The following is a 19,939-nucleotide window of genomic DNA, read 5'->3' as shown; positions in this document are numbered from 1 at the left end:
GCTAACAAAAACCCAACACCAACCACTTTCTTGTATCAATCCACGAAAGCTATCGATAGAATTTCCGGTCTTATTCACGTCAGTTATACAAATTGCATGTAATTCAACAAATCGTGAATCAGTAAAATTGTATAGATCTATAAAATTGCATGCATCTTTACAAGTTATGTAGATCTAAAAAACAAATTTTTGAACCTGAGAATAAAGGCTTATTGATGGATAATTCGAACTACAATCAATCACTAACGACTAAGTTATATCTCATTGCAGGCGTGCTATTTGGGACTTATGGCAGTCGGGTATGCCCTATGCTCGAAAGCTTAACGACGTTAGAGATTTTCACTCAAGTTAGTATTGTCTTCGTCTTACTTTGGCTGGTCCGTCATTACCTATTAGCACAGCACACTTTGGTCAAACAAGGTCGGTTTGCTCAGCTTGATACCCTACTGTTTTTTACTGCAAGTGTCCCTTTCGCGCTCTATTACAACCTAAGCTACGAATTCACCATTGATAGCAATTTGAAAGTACTGTTCGGCATGAGCTTATTTGGTTTCTTTACTGGAACGATTCTTCAATTAAGCGCCAAGCTCAATCAAATGGATAAGATGGAAGCGACGGGTCAGTTTGATTTCCAATTGATTGGAGAAAGAAGCTCTCTAGTAAAACAGATGATTGGCTTGGTGATGGTGCTTTTAGTCACACTCACCACCATGCTCACAATGATTGCCGTTAAAGACATTTTCTGGCTCGAGCACAACCCAGATCGCTTGCTTGATGGCACAGGCAAGATCAGTGTGATTAAGGAATTTATTTATCTGGCTCTGGTACTGGGTGGCTACGCGATTACCATAATGACACTGTGGAGCAAGTTGATTAAACGTATTCTACTTAGCCAAGAATGCGCATTGAACAAAGTAACCAATGGCGAGCAAGGTGTTCGCTTACCTATTTTCGGTTACAACGAACTTGGTTCAATGGCCTCAATGACCAACACCATGCTTGATAGCCTAGAGACGGCGCAAAACGAAGTGAAAACCACACGCGACGTTGCGATTGTCAGCCTATCTGCGCTTGCTGAATCGAGAGATAATGAAACAGGCGCGCACATCCTCAGAACTCAAGAATACGTTAAGGTACTCGCTCAGGAGCTTAGCAAGTCTGAAAGCCATTCAGCCTTATTAACTCCAAACTATATCGAACTGCTTTATAAGTCTGCGCCATTGCATGATGTCGGTAAGGTTGGTGTTCCTGATAGCGTGCTGTTGAAACCGGGCAAATTGACTTACGAAGAGTTTGAGATAATGAAAGGTCACCCAGCGATTGGCGCAGAAGCCTTATCTATTGCAGAGAAGCAACTCGGGAGCAGCTCTTTCTTAAGAGTGGCAAAAGAGATTTCCCTAACTCACCATGAGAAATGGAATGGCAGTGGCTACCCAAATCAGCTGTCTGGTGAAGATATTCCACTATCGGGTCGTTTAATGGCATTAGCCGATGTTTATGATGCACTCATTTCGAAGCGAGTCTACAAGCCAGCCTTTACTCATGAGCAAGCTAAACAGATCATTTTAGAGGGCAATGGGACGCATTTTGATCCGCAAGTTGTCGACGCATTTCTAGCGGTTGAACAAGCGTTTGTTTCAATTGCCGCGACCTATAAAGATGGCAAAAATATCGCAAGTGAACTCGAACGAGAAAGCCTTGTTGCTCAGCCCGCATAATCCTTTCAAAAACCACTAACTTCTTGCACCCTATAGGTTAATCCGTAGGGTGTTTTGTTATCAAATACCCTCTTTAGTCAATAAATCTGATTGAAATGGATTTTTTTTGGTCTTTCTGTTCACTTCGTATTGTCTTAAAAATTCCATACAGGTATAACTACCCATAGATACTATCCCCTCTCAATTGACATGGATGAAGATTATGTTTGAAAAAGTGTTAGCTGCTCCCGCCGATCCTATCCTCGGCCTTACTGAAGAGTTTAAAAAAGACTCTCGTGCAGAGAAAATCAACCTTGGTGTTGGCATCTACAAAAATGAAGATGGTCAAACGCCAGTACTTAAAACAGTAAAGAAAGCAGAAGCTGCACTTCTTGAAAACGAAAAAACCAAATCTTACCTAACGATTGAAGGTACAGCTGAATACGGTCTAGCGGTTCAGAAACTTCTTTTCGGTTCAGATGCAGAGATCGTAACATCTCAACGCGCTAAAACAGCACAAGCTCCAGGCGGTACAGGTGCACTTCGCGTAGCGGGTGAGTTCATCAAACGCCAACTGGGTGACGTGAAAATCTGGATCAGTAACCCAACTTGGGCTAACCATAACGGCGTTTTCGCTGCTGCAGGTATCGAGACGGCTCAATACAGCTACTACAACGCTGAAACAAAAGACAAAGACTTCGCAGGCATGGTTGCTGACCTAGAGAAAGCTTCTGCAGGCGACATCGTTCTTCTTCACGGTTGTTGTCATAACCCAACAGGTATCGACCCAACAGCTGAAGAGTGGGAAGTGTTGGCTAAACTTGTTGCTGAAAAGAAACTGCTTCCTCTATTCGACTTTGCTTACCAAGGTTTTGCAAAAGGCGTTGAAGAAGATGCTGCTGGCCTACGTGTGTTTGCTCAGTACAACAAAGAAATCCTAGTAGCGAGCTCATTCTCTAAGAACTTCGGCTTGTACAACGAGCGTGTTGGTGCATTCACACTGGTTGCTGAATCTGCAGACGTTGCAACAACAGCATTCTCTCAAGTTAAGAGCATCATCCGCTCTATCTACTCTAACCCACCAGCGCACGGTAGTGCTGTAGTAACTCACATCCTTGGCGATGCTGATCTACGTGCTGAATGGGAAGCGGAAGTAGCAGAGATGCGTGACCGTATCCAAGAGATGCGTGAGCTATTCGTAACAACACTGAAATCTGAAGGTGTTGATGCAGACTTTACATTCATCGAACGTCAAAACGGCATGTTCTCTTTCTCTGGCCTAAGCAAAGAGCAAGTAACTCGTCTAAAAGATGAATTCGCTATCTACATTGTTGGTTCTGGCCGCATCAGCGTTGCAGGTATGACTAAGTCAAACATGGGTCCTCTATGTAAAGGTATCGCTGCGGTTCTTTAACCGTAAAGCTCTACCTGTATTTGCAAACCAGAAACCTGCACTTGCAGACCAATAGATATGCAAAAGCCAGCAATTAAGCTGGCTTTTTTGTACCTGTCTATAACCTATTAGGTTTAACTAAGTTAGTACTCTAGGAAGAACTCAACACCCAATTCGTTGGTTCGTTCGCTACGAATTTTACCTTCACCATCCCGATGTTGGTAAGAGCCGCCAATTGCAAATTTGTTGGTCACGAGATAACGCAAACCTAGGTGATAAATCTCTTCGTCGAACAAATCACTGCGGTTCACCTGCACGCTGCCATTGGCAATCCAACGCTTTGCAAAACCATAGTTAAGCTCTGCTTTAACGCCTTGGACAAATTCAGTATCCGATTCTAAGGTTTCATTGCTGCCGTTGAGCTCAACCTCACCTTTGGTAACACCCAACAAGTAAGAAGCCACTATATCTAAGTCTTTCTTGATGCTGTAACGATATCCTGCCCCTGCCATTAAGGTATCAATTCGAGTCGTGCTTTCATCAGGGTGAATAAAGCGAGCGCTATAATCACCGAGCAACAACCAATCATCCGTCATGGTGTAACTCACCCCTAAACCAAACGACGAGGCGTTATTATTACCACCAGCATCTTCATTCAAACTACCCGAATGAGCGGTTGCGTATATATGGTCATAATCAAGAATATCCACACCGTCAGTGGCTGCCCACAAACTTGGAGAAAACATAAAAACTGCAGATACAAAACTAAGCTTCCACTTCGACATTCCTATCATCCTTAAACTGTCACTCCATTAATTGAAAGGTTAGTCTATCCCTAAGACTTTAAAAAGGTTTTAGCTCACAGATTGATTTGTGACGGCAAATTATTATCAAATGTTGTACCATGAAATCATACAAACTAATGGATGATCATTATGGATGCTGAGTTATTAGAGATTCAAAACTTTCTGGCACAATACCCCCCTTTCACAGAACTCCCTGAGGAGATGTTGGCGAAAGTGACCAGTAGCGTGGAAATTTCTTACTACCGCCAAGACACACCTATCATTCACTTTGGTGACCAAATTCATGATCTCTACATTGTTCGAAGCGGCGAAGTAGAAGTCTACCGTCGTAAAGGCGAGCTCTATAACCGCCTGGATGAAGGCCACTTATTCGGCCAAATGGGTCTACTGACCAACAACAAGGTTCGTTTCCCAGTAAAAGCGACCGAAGATACCCTGCTCTACTGCATTCCTGAGCCAATTTTCCAAGAGCTCTACGACAACTACGACTCCTTTGCAGATTTCGTAGAAGTAGAAGATAACGCGCGTCTTCGTCAAGCAAACTCGAGTAATAACGATGCCAACGATCTCACGACATCCAAGGTAAAAACGCTGCTGACCAGCGAAGCGCCGATGATCGAGAAAACTCGCACGATTCAACAAGCCGCGACCATGATGGCTGAAGATAATGTCTCTTCCCTGCTGATCATTGACCCAGAAATCGTTGAAGATGATGAAGATGACTCAACACCCGTGATTGGCATCATCACCGACCGAGATTTATGTACTCGTGTACTGGCTGAAGGTCTCGACCCGTCGGACGAAGTCTCTAGCGTAATGACACCAGAAGTTATCTCACTCGACCACAATGCTTATGTTTACGAAGCCATGATGACTATGCTTCGCTATAACGTGCACCACTTACCAGTGCTTAAAGATAAGAAGCCAATCGGTATTATCGAGGCGACTGACATCGTGCGTTATGAGTCTCAAAACTCGCTGTTACTGGTAAGTAGTATCTTCCAACAGCAAAGTATCGAAGATCTGAAAGTGCTTTCCGAGCAAGTGAAAGACAGCTTTGTGCGTTTGGTTAATGAAGATGCCAATGCTCACATGGTGGGTACCGCAATGTCGGTAATTGGTCGTAGCTTTAAGCAGCGTATTATCGAGTTGGGTGAAGAGAAGTTAGGTAAATCGCCAATTCCATACTGTTTCCTTGCGTTAGGTTCTATGGGACGTGACGAGCAGCTACTGGTTACCGACCAAGATAACGCCATCATTCTTGATGACACATACGACGAAGCAAAACACGGCAAGTACTTTGAAGAGCTTTCAAAGTTCATTTGTGACGGCTTAGACCAGTGTGGTTATGTTTACTGTACTGGCGACATCATGGCAACCAACCCAACTTGGCGCATGACACGTCGACAGTGGGAAGAGTGCTTTGCCGATTGGATTGATGATCCAAACCCGAAAGCCTTGCTGAATGCCTCTATCTTCTTCGACTTAGATGGTGTCTATGGCCGCTTAAAATGGGCTGAGCAATTGAACAGCTTCATTGTAAGACGTGCACGTAAGAACAACCGCTTCTTGGCCTGTCTTGCTCGTAACGCACTCAACCGTACTCCACCACTGGGCTTCTTCAAAGATTTCGTGATGGAAAAAGATGGCCGTCATAACAACTCGATCAACCTTAAGCGTCGTGGGACTGCACCGCTGGCGGATCTGATTCGTGTTCACTCTTTGGCTGTCGCGTCTCGTTCGAAGAACTCTTTTGAGCGTTTAGATGACATTATTGACGCGGGTATTCTTCCAAAAGGTCGAGCGCAGGATCTGAAAGATGCCATGGAATTCATCTCCTTGGTTCGAATTCGTCACCAAGCGCACGACGTTGATAACAATGTCGAGCCCGATAACAACATCGAACCGGAAAACCTGTCTGACTTTGAACGACGTAACTTGAAGGATGCATTCCAGATTTTAAGTAATGCGCAGAACTTCCTTAAGTTCCGTTACCAAGCTAGCAACAAGTTTAAGTAGGGCCTATGAACAAACTATTTAGATCACCTGCGGTTGACTGGCCATTTAAGTTTGCTCAAAAGCTTGAGCGCGCGAGAGATGAACGCTTAAAGCATTTTTATAGCCAACCTCTTCCAGCACCTGATACACCCATTTCAGAAGTGACCTTCTTGGCGGTCGACTTTGAAACAACGGGGTTAAACCCAAACAAAGATGGCATCATTACCATTGGTCTAGTGCCGTTTACGCTCAATCGCATCTACTTGCGACAAGCGAAACACTGGACTCTGAGGCCAAAGCAGAAGTTGGAAGAAGAGTCCGTGGTGATTCATGGCATTACTCACAATGACATTATTGATGCGCCAGATCTTAGTGAAGTGTTAGACGAAATTCTTGAATCAATGGCGGGACACATCCCAGTCGTTCACTATCGTCGTATTGAACGTGACTTCTTAGATAACGCTCTGAAGGTACGACTTGGTGAAGGGATTGAATTTCCAGTGCTCGACACATTAGAGATTGAGTCTCAAATCCAGAACAAACTGGCGGGCGGATTGTGGAACAAACTGAAAGGTAAAAAGCCAGCGTCTGTAAGACTAGGTCAGAGCCGTCGTCGGTACCACCTACCCGACTACACACCTCACCACGCACTAACCGATGCTATTGCGACTGCAGAGCTACTCCAAGCACAGATCGCTCATCACTTTGACTCTGAGATGCCGTTGAAGAGTTTCTGGCTCTAATTGAGTTAGGCAAACTTAGACATCAGTGACCTAAGCACAAAGCCCACTAACTTCCATTAGTGGGCTTTATTATTTTTACCATCCGAGCTTATTCTACTGTTGGACCAACTAATCGCATTTCCCAATCTTCAACTTCACCAGTTTCAAGGCGACGAGCAACGAGTGCACCCCAAGATTCAACCAGTGGCAATTCCGTCATCTGACTCAGCAGTTCTTTATCTAAGCTTCCCGTGAAAACTGCGCCCATAATGCGAGCGAGCGACCAATCTGGATAAGGTCTTTCACACAGAGTAATCTCGTCGCCTTTACCAATGTCACCTTCTTCTAATACACGGAAGTACCACCCTGTGCGAAGCGTGTCTTGTAGCCTTCTCGCCATGTCATTTTGTTCGAATCGTACGTTAAGCTTCCAACAAGGCATACGCCCCTGTGAAACTTCCAACAATGTTGAACCAATGCGAATCTTATCTTTCAAGCAAATCGATTCTTCGGTTATGCCAGATGAACTAATGTTCTCACCGAATGCACCTGCAGATTGGAAGATCGCTTTGTCGCCCAGTTCTTGTTTCCAAATTGGGTAGTGCTCTCTTGGGTAGATATGAAGGGCTTTTTGAATGCCACCATGAAAGCGAGGGTCGCCTTGCTCATCATTAGTGAAACCTAGCTCCGTGGCATACTGACGCTCCGATAAAATCTGCTTATCAATAGCACTGTTTGCACCATGTGCAAAAGCTACGGTTTTACCTGCCAAGACACTGTTTACTACGCCTAACTTCTTCATATCCCTTCCTTCTTACTGGAAACTTTCCTGCTGAAAACATACTTGTTGAACCGCATGAAATAATACGACACTGATGATCGACTTCATTCATATTGCCGAGCATGATAGCCTAGTCACGCCACGTCAGAATAGGGACATAAGGACAGTTAACCATGCTAACCCGCCAAATAGATTCTCACTCAGGAGTAATGACTTCAAATGAGATGATGGTCGCCTATCCTGCATCACCAGCATTAGTGAAGACCATCGACATGCCCAAGGGCTATATCGATGCAATGCACCAACATACGTGGCATCAAGTGATATTTCCAATCAAAGGTCTATTACAAACGAAAACCGAGCATTATCAGCATCTAGTGCCTCATACTTCTGCTTTGTTTGTACCCGCGGGTATTCAACATGAATCTATCGCTTTAAGCCATACGACGTTTGTCGGCATCTATCTCAATCCAGCTTTCGGCACAGAGTATGAACCTCAAGTTCGAACCATTACACTGACGCCGTTTTTAAATGAGCTATTACAGGAGATCCGCAGACAATGCGAAGGGTTAGTGAGTGATGACGAGGTGTCGCGCTTACTCTCGGTATTGCACGACCAGATCATGAAAGACAATGTTCAGACCTTTCAGTTGTTGTTACCCGAAGACAGACGCTTGAAGCTTATATTTGAAGCGCTGACAGAGACACCAACGTTGGATTTGTCGTTAAAGGAATGGGGAGAGAAAGTCGGAGCATCAGAACGAACCTTGTCGCGTTTATTCTCAAAGGAATTCAACACATCATTCCAACGGTGGCGACAACAAATCCGCCTGATTTACTCATTGTCTTTACTCGATGAAGAGCTCTCTATTCAAAGCATTGCTGACCAAGTCGGCTATCAGAATGACTCATCTTACATCAAAGCGTTTAAGACGACGTTTGATGTCACACCACAGCAGTTTCGCTTTAATGGTCGAAAAAAGCAGTGAGAGCCGACTATTTGCCGACTGTCGAAAGAGTCTGATAATAACGACGCTTTTGACGATACATATCTTCATCCGCTTGAGAGAACAACTCATCGATATCTGTCGACTCTGTTGACGCGACTCCAATCGAAAATCGAACTGGAATACTCACGCCGACCTGCGTTTCGACTGTTTGGTCAATTTGATCAGCATAGAGTCGTTCAGCCAGTTTCTGGGGCTCTTGCACTGGTTGTTCAGCAGGCATCAAAGTAAGAATGGCAAACTCGTCACCGCCTAATCGATACAGGTTGCTGGCACCGCATAACCGATTGCGAATGACATCTGTACAACCTTTTATCAGCTCATCACCCACCGCATGGCCATACTGGTCGTTTGCGGCCTTTAATCCATTAATATCAATGATAAGCAGAGATAAACTGTCTTTGTTCTCAGTAGCGCGCTGTTTAGAGAAGTTCAAGTCTTCATCGAAAGCTTTGCGGTTGTAACAGCCTGTCGATATGTTGATACGATTCATGTTTTCGAGCTCTATCCAGCCAGCTAACTGCTTTTGGTATAAGTCGAAAATCAGCAAGTCTTCCTCACTCAACAAAGTAAAACTTTGAGAATAAAAGTAGCCAATCGTTGTCTCTTGCGAGTCTTTTAAAACCTTGTAGCTATTAGTCATGTCGCTATCAGCAGTATCGCTACCAGTAATGCTGACATCATAAATATCGCCACAAGAAACCGAGTTAAAGCTGAACTCAATTGGGCAATCCGGGAGTAACGATTTCAGTTGTCGATTCACGTGTTCTGGAATCAATCGGTAATCAACACTTTGCCTCATGGATGCGAACTTAACGATCTTCAGAATACGGTTTTTCTGTGACTCTTCACGAGCCAGTGAATGCGTTAATCTACTCGTCTTCTCTTCAACTGTTTGCTCTAGCTGGGTGTTAAAGGTTTCAAGCTTGAGGTTGTTCTCTTTAATCTGCTGGTAAGCGGATCTCAATTGGTCATTACGTACCGTCAGTTCACTCAGCTGACGCTGTATGCGAGACCACATTTTTTCCAACAAACGGCTGAATCCAGTGAACTCGGTAAAACGATGTTCATCTGCGTTGTGCGTTGGTGGCTGATTATTGGAATAAGACTCTACCGAACCGGTCAGTAGGTTAAGTTGTCTTGAAAAGGCGCGATTCAACAACAGCGCAAAAACGATTGCAACGGCTAGTGTCACAAATAGGATTCGAACAAACACCACTTGGGATTGCTGCATCTCTTGTAAACGAGCACTGTCCGACACATGATGTTTCAGCGACAATGTTAACGCTTCGGAAAACAGCTTATTGTCGTTAGTGATTAACTTAGTGTCGGTTTCCGCGTGTTGCTCACTGGCGGGAGCCAAATAATCAAACTCGACAAACTCTTTGTCATATAGGAAAGGCGCTACTTTAGACTCTAATCGGTCGTACCCCATTAACACGACCAGATAACCTTGCGGCGTATAACTTGAGCCCTCAATCAGTCGATACGGTAGAATCGGAGCAACAAAAGCGAGCCCTGCATTCGCTTTATCGGCAATATCTGACTCTACAAATTCGGTATGAAATTGCAGCCCTTGTTTAGAAGCTGTCCGCGGGCGCTTTATATCATCAAGCAATTGGCTTTGTTCGAAATGATACAAACTGCCTTTGCTGTCATAAATCGGCTTCCAGTTACGATCCAATATATAGGTCGCCGACACGCTGTCTGCTAGCGCGTTGAAGCTCTCCATTTTGTCCCAAACCACGCTGGAGAAGAAGATATTCCCACCCGCTTTAATCAGTGAACGATCTTGTGAGAACCACTGCGTAAGGCTCGCTGTAAGGCTAATCTGTTCTTGTACCGTTTGCTTGATACCCGCAGTTGAATTGGCAAGCTTGATCTCTTTTTGTTCAAGCGAGCTTTCGTTTTGCTTGTTCAATATAAGCTGCCCCGCGAAATAAGCAGGTAACAGCGCGCAAGCCAATAACACCAAGCCCATGCTGTATTTCAATGAGAGTTTCAATTGCCTGACCTCATGTTCGCTGAGTAGTACTCCACAAAGTCATCATAAAACTTGTGCAGTTCTTGCTTAGGCATATCCGATTTGTATCGCTCATAGGCTCTTGCAGAAGCTTCCCAAACTATCGCCATTTTGTAATCACTCGACATCATTTGCGACGACTGAAATTCATCGTACATGTTAGAGAAGGTGGTGTTTCCTTCTTCGACACGACGTTGGTTCGCTTCTCTAAATGGTGAGATCATTGCGTTTGAATGTGCTAAATAGGTAAAGCTGTTCGACTGTAAGTACTGAACCACCTCTTTGAGTGCCTCTCTTTTCTCCGGGTTGTTCATCCCTTTCTTGGTGATTGCAAAAATCTTCGCGCCACTGAACGAAGACATCGCCTTGTCACGATAGGTTGGTAAAGAGTTAACGTGCAAATGCTCGCCGTACGCCTGTTCAAGTTCGCTGAAAGCCCAATCCCCATCAATCAAAAACTCGACCTCGCCGTCAATGAAACGCTGTCTTGCACATATCTCATTGCACGATTGTTCAATTGTTTTTGTATCCTCAAGTTTATCGATGAATTCAAAGATTGAGACTAAACCCTCTCCATTGATATTCCTTGATGAAAGCATGTCTTCTGAAAACAGTTGGAAGAACGCCAGATAGAAGTACATGTTCGGATTTGGGAAAAGAACACTGGCACGCTTCGACTCAGAAGACTGTTGAATCAACTCTTCCCAGCTGATGGCATGGTCTTGTGGCTTGTTCGAATACAGGACCAACTGGTTACCGATTCCTACCGGTAGCGCCTTAAGCTCACCATTAATCATTACGGCATCAAGAGCCTTATTTTCATAACGTGAGCTATAGACCCATGCAGAAGGTAAGGTTGCCAGTTCAATATATTCAGTCAGCCCTAAGAAATCCGAAGGCACCCAAATAACATCAGGGAAGGTATTGTCTCGAGGGTCAGCCACAAGAAGCTCAGAGCGGATGCTATTGATGTCGAATGGACGTATTTCAACACTGTGCTCAGTCATCGACTCGATGTGTTCTTTGACGTAATCCGCCGTTTCGTAATTGATACCAGCCCATATTTCGAGGGTAGAAGCGTAAGTAAGCACAGGGAACAAAGCCGCTAATATACTCAAAAATCTCACACCTAATTCCTCTTGGCGAAAAGTATCATCTATTGAAGTGATGCCAGAAACCATCAAGAGTGGAGACGGCATTGGCTGTTGGAGTTTATCGTTATTTTGGGGAAAGACGTTATATAGTAAAAGGTCAATAATAAACAGAAAAACCACGCTTTCTATTGGCTATTTTTATTAGTTATTTTTATGGATGCAAAGTTGCTCTCCCCCGATAACAACTAAGCACTTTGTCATTCGCTTCACTCTGAACGACAAATGCAACACATCATACCCTTTATGTACTCTCAGGCAAAAAAAAATGCCGCAAAAGCGGCATTCATCTCGTTTAGGACATTCGACACGATACAAAGCAAATAAGCGATGTATCAATCAAAGCCTTGTCATTGATTAAGCGTATTTTTCTTCGAAATCTTTCATGAAGCTTACAAGAGCTTGAACACCTTCTAGAGACATCGCGTTATAAAGCGAAGCTCTCATGCCGCCCACCGCTCTGTGGCCTTTTAGTGATTTAAGACCCGCGGCATCAGCCAACTCTAAGAATTTACCGTCTAGCTCTGGTTTCGCTAGTTGGAATGGCACGTTCATTCTTGAGCGGTTTGCTGTGTGAACGTCGTTCTTGTAGAAAGCAGAATCATCAATTGCGTTGTAAAGTAGCGCTGCTTTTTCTTGGTTAACACGCTCCATCGCTTCTACACCACCTTGAGCTTTCAACCACTTGAAAACTAAGCCAGATAGGTACCAAGCATAGGTTGGTGGCGTGTTGAACATAGAGTCTTTTTCAGCAAGCACTTTGTAATTCAGGATGCTTGGCAATACATCGTTCGCAAGCTCCAAAAGATCATCACGTACAATTGCAATACAGATACCCGCTGGGCCAATGTTCTTTTGAGCGCCTGCGTAGATAACGCCGTACTGAGACACATCAATCTTGCGAGATAGAATGTTAGATGACATATCCGCTACGATTGGTTTGTCAGTTTGTGGAAGCTCACTGATCTCAATACCATCGATGGTTTCATTTGGACAAAAGTGCACGTATGCCGCTTCTGGGTCGATTTTCCAATCTTTAGCTGGAACAACAGCCGCTTTGCCGTCAATTGACGTCTTAGCGTTAAATACGTCGATTTCACAGTACTTGCTTGCTTCAGTTACTGCACTTTCAGCCCAGTAACCAGCATCAATGTAAGTCGCTTTTGTCGCGTCACCAAGAAGGTTTAGAGGAACAGCAGCGAATTGAGCACGAGCGCCCCCCTGACAGAAAAGCACTTTGTAGTTGTCTGGGATGTTCAGAAGATCACGTAGGTCTTGCTCAGACTCATCGGCAACTTGAATAAATTCTTTGCTGCGATGGCTGATTTCCATAACGGAAGTACCTAAACCATTCCAATCAATGAAGTCAGCTTGTGCTTGTTTCATTACCGGTTTAGGCAGTGCCGCTGGGCCAGCACTAAAGTTGAATACGTTATCTAATGTAAGTTCCATGGGGATCATTGCTCCTGCTAAATAATAACTATGCAAGTAATACCATGTTTTACCCAACATAAAAACAACAAAAGAGGTCTTAAGACCTCTTTTGTTTTGTACCGTATAAAATGTTTAAACTTAATCCGCTAAATCACCCTATCAGTATTAACCTTTGCTCTGTTTATTGAACAAAAGCAGGCATAAGTAGCGCAATTAATGGAATTTCTTGTCCATTTTCAAACACTAGGTTTCCATTTTCTAGGTCAGCACTGATTTCATAACCACTTTCGGTTTCTTTGATCATTTCCATCACGATCAATTCATCGATGCCTTCGCGAATGAATGGGTATTCTTCAACCAACTCATTTGAGAAACTAGAATGAACATTACCCGTCAGTGCAGGAACAATCATTGACGGGTTGCTGCTGATGTTTTCTGTGCCTTCCGGTACGCTCACCAACCATTTAGATTCAAACTGCCCCTTACCCAATTCTAACGACATGTTGTTCATTGAAAGGTCGAAGCCTTTAGCAAACAGTATGTCGATGAATGGAATGATCTCAGCTACGTCTTCTTGAGTCATAACTGGATTCGATTGGTAGATCTCAAAGATCTTCTCAAACGATTGGCTGTCCAGTTTCGACATTTCAAAATCAACGTTTAGGTTATTCAATTGACCTTCATTGGTTTCGATGTTTGCGATATCCAGTTTAAGGTTGCTGCGCAGGCGCTTAGTCGCTTCGTCTAGGTGCGATTCAAAATCATACTTAGAGTTTTCAATCGTCATGAATGGTTGCATTGTTGAATCTGTAACCAAGAAGCTATCGATCGTAAAGTTCTGTGTACCTAACCAGTAACCTTTCGCTTGCTGACCTGAACCAACGCCTTTCAGGTTAGACAGTGTTACCTCTTCACCCGTTTCAAAATCAATTTGAACCGAAGGGATAGAAAGCTCGTAATCCACTTGGCCTAACACAGTCGCGTGGCCAGACAGGTTCGATTTCGTGATAGATACTGAAGTACCATTCTCATCAGAACCTTGATGATTGAACTGGCTTAACTCGAAGTTGAAGTCCGTGTTGCCGTTTAGTTCCGTGCTGGTAGTCAGAGTAAGAGGCAGAATGTCAGCGTTCTCAAACGTTGATAGCGCGTTTAAGCTCACTAAACCGTGGCTAACCGCACTATTAATGACAAACTCACTAGGTAAGCCATCAATCGCAAGTTGCTCTTTCAGGCTTTCATCGGTCACTGTTACACGAGTGGTGACATTAGAAGACAAGTAACCTCTATCGTATTCCACGATCTCAGCTTGAATGCTTGAATTGTTAAGCTTTGCAACGCCATCAGTAATCGCGTTTTGTCCAATTTGCCCAACCGCTAGTGGCCAACAAAGTGCCAATGAGATTGCTCCGCCGATTGCGCCAATTTTTCTTAACTGTTCCATGAGTTCTCTTTCTACACGTGTCTGTTTTTTTTAGTCTAACCCATCAGTCGCAAACAAGAAACATTGAGTTAAATCAGTCTATTGCTCGATACTTCAATTCCCTCAACAAATTAACGGCTAGCTCTCATCCTTATTGAAGACTTCTTGATAGGCTAGAAGCGTCGCTACTACTAAGGTAAAGCCGTGAATCAATACGCTGTTATTTGTTTGGACAATAATCCGGTTAGCATTGAAAGAATACGATCGGAGCTTGCTCCGTTATCTTGTGTATTCGACATTTATACTGCCGAGAACATAGAAGACGCGCACCACGCATTAGAAGATATCCATGATCATCACCAGACCGTTGCCTTGGTGATCACTCATCATCATTCTGAGTTTAATGGCGTACAGTTTCTGATTGAACTTGAACAGCTTCCTCATAGTAATACTGCTAGAACCATCTTGGTCAGCGCCTCGTCAGACATTCAATCGATCCTGACGGCAGTAAACGAAGGTAGGCTCAACCATTGCTTAACCAAACCGGTTCAAGATCAGGTGCTCTTCAAGTCAGCACAAAAAGAGCTGACGTCTTTTGTTATTCAATATGACTCTGAAAATCTGTTGTCTTACAGCGACGCACTCGACCAGCAGCGTTTACTCAGAGCACACATCGAACAAAAGATTCAATCGTTTCAATCTGGATTCATTCATGACTACCACCAGCTTTCTGATAATGCCCTTGCCGAGCGTGTCGTTAGTGCATTGCAGGAGGTCTTCTCTAAAGATGACAAATCTAAAGCGATTCGTGATTACTCACCAGAACACTTATTAACGGTTGAAGGTGAAGACAATCGCTTCCTATGGTTAATCATCGAAGGCGAAGTGGCTCTCTACAAAAAGGATGAATTGGGACAACAGAGAGAGGTAGTCCGCCACTCAAAAGGGAACATTGTTGGCGGGATGTCATTTGTGACAGGCGAACCTTCGTTCTCTACTGGAATAACTCTTACCCAAACGCGAGTGATTAAGCTTGATAAAGACAGCTTTGCCCAGGTAATGCATTCCAACAATACCCTACTTCCTCTATTTACCAATCTATTGCTGCGTCACTTCAATCGACGATTACAGCGAAGCATCACCAATAAGATCAAGCTACAGCAAACCCTCGAGTCACTGGAATCTGCCCACCAGCAATTGATCGAAAAAGAAAAGATGGCGATGTTGGGTCAACTGGTAGCAGGCGTTGCTCACGAACTGAATAATCCGATTGCAGCTATATTGCGCAGTATTGAAACTCTATCTGAACATCTAGACCAGATACTTGAGAACTCGTCACTCCCTGAATCAAACAAAGGGACTGACGTATTAGCGCATTCAAAATTAGCGAAACCATTATCCACAGCGCAGGAAAGACAGCTAGTCAAACACCTCACATCGACCATCGATGATCGTGCTCTGGCCAAAAAAGCAGTGAGGCTCAACTTAAGCCAAGACGCTGCTGTCTTAGATACCTTAAAAGACTCCCCTGTCGCAGGCAAAGAGCTACTCAACGACTTAGAGCATTATCATTATGTCGGGAACTCTATCCGCTCAATCAAAGTGTGCAGCAAACGTATTGCCGATATGGTCAAAAGCCTAAAAAGCTATGCCCGAGAAGATGAAGAAGTGCGTCACTATGCGGATATCCATGAAGGGCTTGAAGATACCTTAGTGATCTTTGAAAACAGACTGAAGCATCACCGACTCGAAAAGCACTACGACACCGATTTACCGCCTTTGTTGTGCCAGTCACTTGCGCTGCAACAGGTGTGGACCAACCTTCTCTCTAATGCACTTGATGCTCTTTCGGTGCGAGGCAAAGTCTCTATCACCACGTCTCAAGAAACTAAAGGTGAAGACGCTTTTCTGGTGGTGCAAATATCGGACACCGGCCATGGTATCGCCAAAGAAGACATCAACACTATTTTCAATCCAAACTTCACCACCAAAAAAGAAGGCAACTTTGGTTTAGGAATTGGGTTGTCCATTTCTCAACAAATCGTTTCGGCTCATCAAGGGTTTATTTTGGTGGAGTCTGAGGTAGGCAGCCATACTAACATGCAAGTATGGCTTCCATTCAAACAAGAAGGAGCACCTCATGAATAAGTACCTAATTTTATGTGTCGATGATGAACCTGAAGTTCTCAACAGTGTGCTTCAAGATTTAGCGGTATTTGAAGAAAACTTTATCGTTGAAGGGGCTGAATCGGTCGATGAAGCCAATCAAGTGATTAAAGAAATGGGACAAGATGGTATCAAGCTCGCTTTGATCTTGTGTGACCACATCATGCCAGAAAAAACCGGCATCGATTTTCTTATCGAACTTAATCAACAAGACTCGACTAAGCCAACACGCAAGCTGTTGCTCACAGGACAAGCTGGCTTGGAAGATACGGTCACCGCCATTAACAACGCAGCTCTCGATTTCTATATCTCCAAACCTTGGCAAGGCGATCAACTCAGAGACACCATTACTCAGCAGCTGACTGACTATGTTATTGCCAACGACAAACAACTACTTAACTGGACGGCCATTTTAGACACCGAACGCATCCTTACTTCGATGGCAGACAAACGAACAAGCTTCGGGGAATAGCGCTAACGATGAGTAGCGTTTAATAGGCAGTGAGAAAAGCGGTATCCGATATAAGAACCGATCGAATACATATAAATTTTGGATAATTCGCTCGCCTCTTTTTCTTATTCAGCGTAAAACATGAGATCTCCGTTACAGACTGATCCTTAATTTGCTTATTTTTTAACTAAATGAGTAAGGATTTACATTTTAATGGATTACTTTTCCGTGAGTTAGATTAAACTGTCTCAATGTTTATGGTTTGCCTGATTTTTCTCAAACCAAAGGAATTAACACTAATAAAGGTTTACGGTCGTTATGCGCAAAATACTACTTACTACCGCTATGCTATTGGCTTCTAGTCAAGCGCTAGCTGTCGATGAACAACCACAAGTAATGAGCAACTTCAGCTACGATTACTTCGAAGCACGTATCGGTGCTAGCCCAGTTACATTTGGTGGTGCGTTCAGTAAGTCAATCCACCCGAATGCTCACGCTGTAGCGCGTATCGATTCAGAATTTGAAGGCGATTACGACTCTGCTGTAGGTCTTGGTTTCCACGCTCCAATCAACAACTGGGCTGATCTAACAGGTGAAATGCTAGCGCGCATCGTTCAACCTGAAAACTCAAGCTCTACTGATATCGGTATGGAAATCAACGTTGGTGTTCGCCAATGGCTTGGTCCACAACTAGAAGTTGGTGGTAAAGGTGGTTACGTTTCTATCGATGATAACGATGATTGGACAGGTTCTGTTTACGCACGTTTCCACTCTACAGAGCTATTCTCTATCGGTGCTGAAGCTCGTATCAACGACTTCTACGGTGACCAGCTAATGTTCACTACTCGTTTCAAGTTCTAAGACTTAACGAGGCAGCTCCCATGAGCACTTAGTCTTTTCATACTTAATCTTTTAAGAAATGCGACTAAGACAGAAACAAAAAAACCGAGGACATTCCTCGGTTTTTATTTATTAACAGTGATCTTAAGCATATAAGGAAGACTTCTTTAGTGGCAGCTCTTTAATAATTGCTGCTTGCGTGGCTCTTGTAATAGTTTCCAGTGAATACCATCAATCGCGCCCGCAAATTTCCAAAGTAGTTTTAGGTCAACATCGTTTCCGTACGCTTTGCGAACCTTATTAAACACTTCAGGCGCGCCCAACTGCATAAACATTGATACATCATCCACACCAGCCTTCTTAACCATGCGCTCTAGTGTAAGCTGCATGTTTGGCAGATCTCTTAATCTACGGCTTGCTGATGATTTCTTGAAGCTGCGTTGCTGAATTGAATTATCGATTGAAGTACGAATAATGCTATCCAATTCAGGATGTTCGCATGTAAACAAGTCAGTAATATCGTAGTAATTTACGGTTGCTGTTGTCTGTTTTTTCACATGACGATACTTTTCACAATCAAGATCGGTCAGTTTTTTATCTAATGACTTTCCACCTCTAATGAATAAACAACCTTCACTCAATAAAGCGAACATAGCGTCATTTTGAAAGAGGCCAATACCTCCAAACATAGAACGTTTTTGATGCTCACCAAATTGATTCACGTAATTAATAAATGCTGTCTCGGTCATATCCGTTGATCCTTAATCAAATTACCCCGATTAGGTTGATCACCAGACAAGCAGCTTTTTATGCGAAAAATTTTAAATCTATTTTTTTATTCTTTAGGTGAATATTATGATTGCGTTTTTCACCTTTAAATAAATGATACTTCGAAAAGAAAAATAAGTCTGGACTTAGTTCACATCAATCAATTGTGTATTCCGGTTTTTCATGATTGACATCACAGTAAAGTATCAAACTATGATTGAATTTTGACGCTTGGTGATACACCCGTTCAAATTATTAAAGCTTATGTTGTCCGATGAGTATTGCCTCGCAGCATCGCGGCTTGTAAAATGGCAGGACATACATGTTTTTACTTTTTATATGAATCATTTATCGTTTTTCTGGCTACCACAAAATAAGGCTCTTCTCTTAAAGGGTCTAGAATCAGAGTTTGCCCAACTGGTTGGACATTCTATCTCAGCGGGAAAAATAACACTTCCTCCTATCCCCAACGTTGTACTGAAAATTCAAAAGCTGTGTACCCTTGAATCCACAGGGATTGCCGAAGTTGCCGAGTGCTTACTCGAAGACCCTGGCTTAACAGCTATCGTGATTCGTGTTGCAAATTCCGTGGTCTTTAACCGACGCAACATTACGTGTGTCGATATTATGACGGCGGTATCGCGTCTTGGCATATTACGTGTGCGTGACATCGTTACAGCTCAAGCAATTGAACAGCTCAAGCATTCCGTTAATCTGAGCAAAGAGTGTAATCAACTGTTGGTTCAGAGCGCTTCTGTATCCAAAGAGCTGGGTGCCACTATGGTCTTGGTGACCAACGGTTTCAAAGAGCTCTCCCCTCTTGAATACCGCTACCTAGAACATGAAAAGTCATTGCTTGTAGGACTACTCGCTGACATCGGCTTGTTCTGTTTGGTTAGCGAATACCACCTCTATCTCGAAAACGGCAACTACCTAGATCACGACATTGCTTTGCAGATCTTCCAAGGCCAATGTTCTGCAACCAGTAAGTTGGTTCTTGACCGCTGGGGTTTCGACAGCGACTTCATTGACGTGTGCAGCAACACCATCAACAAACAAGAAGAACGTGAAGTGTCTTACTTAGATATTGCACGAATCGCTAACCACCTATTGATGTTCAGAAACAAGGACGAGAACATCGACGATCACGAAGTTGAACTAAACGTGACGGGTGCAGAAGTGCTTTATAAGTTAAGCAACTTGAGTAAACATGATTTTAATGCAAAGCTAAACGACGTTATCAACGCTAGCGGCTTCTAAGTCACCGTTATATATGAAG

General features: G+C 43.5%; 16 protein-coding genes. 9 read left to right on the top strand and 7 right to left on the bottom strand.

Annotated features, from left to right (window positions below; all coding sequences use genetic code 11):
* The first annotated feature begins 215 nt into the window (after positions 1-215).
* Both OCV12_RS06245 and OCV12_RS06240 read left to right on the top strand, forming a co-directional pair.
* Positions 216-1,718, top strand: coding sequence for an HD-GYP domain-containing protein (locus OCV12_RS06245; RefSeq protein WP_261885635.1), 1,503 nt, complete (start codon positions 216-218; stop codon positions 1,716-1,718).
* Positions 1,719-1,920: 202 nt separating this feature from the next.
* Positions 1,921-3,111, top strand: a complete 1,191-nt coding sequence (locus tag OCV12_RS06240; protein WP_261885634.1) for an amino acid aminotransferase — start codon at positions 1,921-1,923, stop codon at positions 3,109-3,111.
* A gap of 122 nt (positions 3,112-3,233) precedes the next feature.
* Here the strand turns inward: OCV12_RS06240 and OCV12_RS06235 are convergent, their stop codons facing one another.
* Positions 3,234-3,875 carry a hypothetical protein gene (locus OCV12_RS06235; protein ID WP_261885633.1) on the bottom strand — a complete coding sequence of 214 codons (642 nt, stop codon included), beginning with the start codon at positions 3,873-3,875 and terminating at the stop codon, positions 3,234-3,236.
* A 150-nt stretch (positions 3,876-4,025) separates the two neighbouring features.
* On the opposite strand from OCV12_RS06235, the gene OCV12_RS06230 reads away from it, so the two are divergent.
* Both OCV12_RS06230 and OCV12_RS06225 read left to right on the top strand, forming a co-directional pair.
* The gene (locus tag OCV12_RS06230; RefSeq protein WP_176681516.1) at positions 4,026-5,915 is read left to right on the top strand and encodes a DUF294 nucleotidyltransferase-like domain-containing protein; all 1,890 of its coding nucleotides are present in this window, start codon (positions 4,026-4,028) and stop codon (positions 5,913-5,915) included.
* A gap of 5 nt (positions 5,916-5,920) precedes the next feature.
* Positions 5,921-6,637, top strand: coding sequence for a 3'-5' exonuclease (locus OCV12_RS06225; RefSeq protein ID WP_176681517.1), 717 nt, complete (start codon positions 5,921-5,923; stop codon positions 6,635-6,637).
* Positions 6,638-6,725: 88 nt separating this feature from the next.
* Here OCV12_RS06225 and OCV12_RS06220 read toward each other — a convergent pair whose 3' ends face one another.
* Entirely contained in the window at positions 6,726-7,418 is a 693-nt protein-coding gene (locus OCV12_RS06220; protein ID WP_261885632.1) for an MOSC domain-containing protein, read from the bottom strand.
* Positions 7,419-7,570: 152 nt separating this feature from the next.
* Between OCV12_RS06220 and OCV12_RS06215 the strand changes: the two genes are divergently transcribed.
* Positions 7,571-8,386 (top strand): AraC family transcriptional regulator, encoded by an 816-nt coding sequence (locus OCV12_RS06215; RefSeq protein WP_261885631.1) that lies wholly within the window; start codon positions 7,571-7,573, stop codon positions 8,384-8,386.
* 7 nt (positions 8,387-8,393) lie between these two features.
* Here OCV12_RS06215 and OCV12_RS06210 read toward each other — a convergent pair whose 3' ends face one another.
* The 4 genes from OCV12_RS06210 to OCV12_RS06195 all read right to left on the bottom strand — a co-directional run bounded on the left by OCV12_RS06210 (position 8,394) and on the right by OCV12_RS06195 (position 14,456).
* On the bottom strand, positions 8,394-10,385 hold the full coding sequence (locus tag OCV12_RS06210; protein ID WP_261885930.1) for a GGDEF domain-containing protein: 1,992 nt from the start codon (positions 10,383-10,385) through the stop codon (positions 8,394-8,396).
* Positions 10,386-10,405: 20 nt separating this feature from the next.
* Positions 10,406-11,554, bottom strand: a complete 1,149-nt coding sequence (locus tag OCV12_RS06205; protein ID WP_261885630.1) for a sugar ABC transporter substrate-binding protein — start codon at positions 11,552-11,554, stop codon at positions 10,406-10,408.
* A gap of 381 nt (positions 11,555-11,935) precedes the next feature.
* Positions 11,936-13,030, bottom strand: coding sequence for a 3-phosphoserine/phosphohydroxythreonine transaminase (serC, locus tag OCV12_RS06200; protein WP_261885629.1), 1,095 nt, complete (start codon positions 13,028-13,030; stop codon positions 11,936-11,938).
* A gap of 163 nt (positions 13,031-13,193) precedes the next feature.
* Positions 13,194-14,456, bottom strand: coding sequence for a YdgA family protein (locus OCV12_RS06195; RefSeq protein WP_261885628.1), 1,263 nt, complete (start codon positions 14,454-14,456; stop codon positions 13,194-13,196).
* A gap of 183 nt (positions 14,457-14,639) precedes the next feature.
* On the opposite strand from OCV12_RS06195, the gene OCV12_RS06190 reads away from it, so the two are divergent.
* The 3 genes from OCV12_RS06190 to OCV12_RS06180 all read left to right on the top strand — a co-directional run bounded on the left by OCV12_RS06190 (position 14,640) and on the right by OCV12_RS06180 (position 17,913).
* A complete protein-coding gene (locus OCV12_RS06190; RefSeq protein ID WP_261885627.1) occupies positions 14,640-16,583 on the top strand; it encodes an ATP-binding protein in 1,944 nt (647 codons plus the stop codon).
* A complete protein-coding gene (locus OCV12_RS06185) occupies positions 16,576-17,073 on the top strand; it encodes a response regulator (RefSeq protein ID WP_261885626.1) in 498 nt (165 codons plus the stop codon). Before OCV12_RS06190 ends, OCV12_RS06185 begins: the two co-directional genes overlap by 8 nt.
* A 297-nt stretch (positions 17,074-17,370) precedes the next feature.
* Complete coding sequence (locus tag OCV12_RS06180; RefSeq protein ID WP_060467931.1) at positions 17,371-17,913, top strand: hypothetical protein; 543 nt, start codon at positions 17,371-17,373, stop codon at positions 17,911-17,913.
* A gap of 146 nt (positions 17,914-18,059) precedes the next feature.
* On the opposite strand, the gene OCV12_RS06175 is transcribed toward OCV12_RS06180, so the two are convergent.
* Positions 18,060-18,641: a TfoX/Sxy family DNA transformation protein gene (locus tag OCV12_RS06175; protein WP_019822603.1), complete on the bottom strand. Its 582-nt coding sequence runs from the start codon at positions 18,639-18,641 to the stop codon at positions 18,060-18,062.
* 358 nt (positions 18,642-18,999) lie between these two features.
* On the opposite strand from OCV12_RS06175, the gene OCV12_RS06170 reads away from it, so the two are divergent.
* Complete coding sequence (locus OCV12_RS06170) at positions 19,000-19,920, top strand: HDOD domain-containing protein (protein WP_017630378.1); 921 nt, start codon at positions 19,000-19,002, stop codon at positions 19,918-19,920.
* Positions 19,921-19,939 lie beyond the last annotated feature (19 nt).

It is taken from the genome of Vibrio pomeroyi (assembly GCF_024347595.1).
Taxonomy (GTDB): Bacteria; Pseudomonadota; Gammaproteobacteria; order Enterobacterales; family Vibrionaceae; genus Vibrio; species Vibrio pomeroyi.
Note: the sequence above shows the minus strand (reverse complement) of the source record. Positions and strands in the feature narration are given on the sequence as shown.

Excerpts from the sequence above, each read along its gene's own strand:
- OCV12_RS06245 (WP_261885635.1), top strand. The coding sequence starts at position 216 with ATGGATAATTCGAACTACAATCAATCACTAACGACTAAGTTATATCTC.
- OCV12_RS06240 (WP_261885634.1), top strand. The coding sequence starts at position 1,921 with ATGTTTGAAAAAGTGTTAGCTGCTCCCGCCGATCCTATCCTCGGCCTT.
- OCV12_RS06235 (WP_261885633.1), bottom strand. The coding sequence starts at position 3,875 with ATGTCGAAGTGGAAGCTTAGTTTTGTATCTGCAGTTTTTATGTTTTCT.
- OCV12_RS06230 (WP_176681516.1), top strand. The coding sequence starts at position 4,026 with ATGGATGCTGAGTTATTAGAGATTCAAAACTTTCTGGCACAATACCCC.
- OCV12_RS06225 (WP_176681517.1), top strand. The coding sequence starts at position 5,921 with ATGAACAAACTATTTAGATCACCTGCGGTTGACTGGCCATTTAAGTTT.
- OCV12_RS06220 (WP_261885632.1), bottom strand. The coding sequence starts at position 7,418 with ATGAAGAAGTTAGGCGTAGTAAACAGTGTCTTGGCAGGTAAAACCGTA.
- OCV12_RS06215 (WP_261885631.1), top strand. The coding sequence starts at position 7,571 with ATGCTAACCCGCCAAATAGATTCTCACTCAGGAGTAATGACTTCAAAT.
- OCV12_RS06210 (WP_261885930.1), bottom strand. The coding sequence starts at position 10,385 with ATGGGCTTGGTGTTATTGGCTTGCGCGCTGTTACCTGCTTATTTCGCG.
- serC (WP_261885629.1), bottom strand. The coding sequence starts at position 13,030 with ATGGAACTTACATTAGATAACGTATTCAACTTTAGTGCTGGCCCAGCG.
- OCV12_RS06195 (WP_261885628.1), bottom strand. The coding sequence starts at position 14,456 with ATGGAACAGTTAAGAAAAATTGGCGCAATCGGCGGAGCAATCTCATTG.
- OCV12_RS06185 (WP_261885626.1), top strand. The coding sequence starts at position 16,576 with ATGAATAAGTACCTAATTTTATGTGTCGATGATGAACCTGAAGTTCTC.
- OCV12_RS06180 (WP_060467931.1), top strand. The coding sequence starts at position 17,371 with ATGCGCAAAATACTACTTACTACCGCTATGCTATTGGCTTCTAGTCAA.
- OCV12_RS06175 (WP_019822603.1), bottom strand. The coding sequence starts at position 18,641 with ATGACCGAGACAGCATTTATTAATTACGTGAATCAATTTGGTGAGCAT.
- OCV12_RS06170 (WP_017630378.1), top strand. The coding sequence starts at position 19,000 with ATGAATCATTTATCGTTTTTCTGGCTACCACAAAATAAGGCTCTTCTC.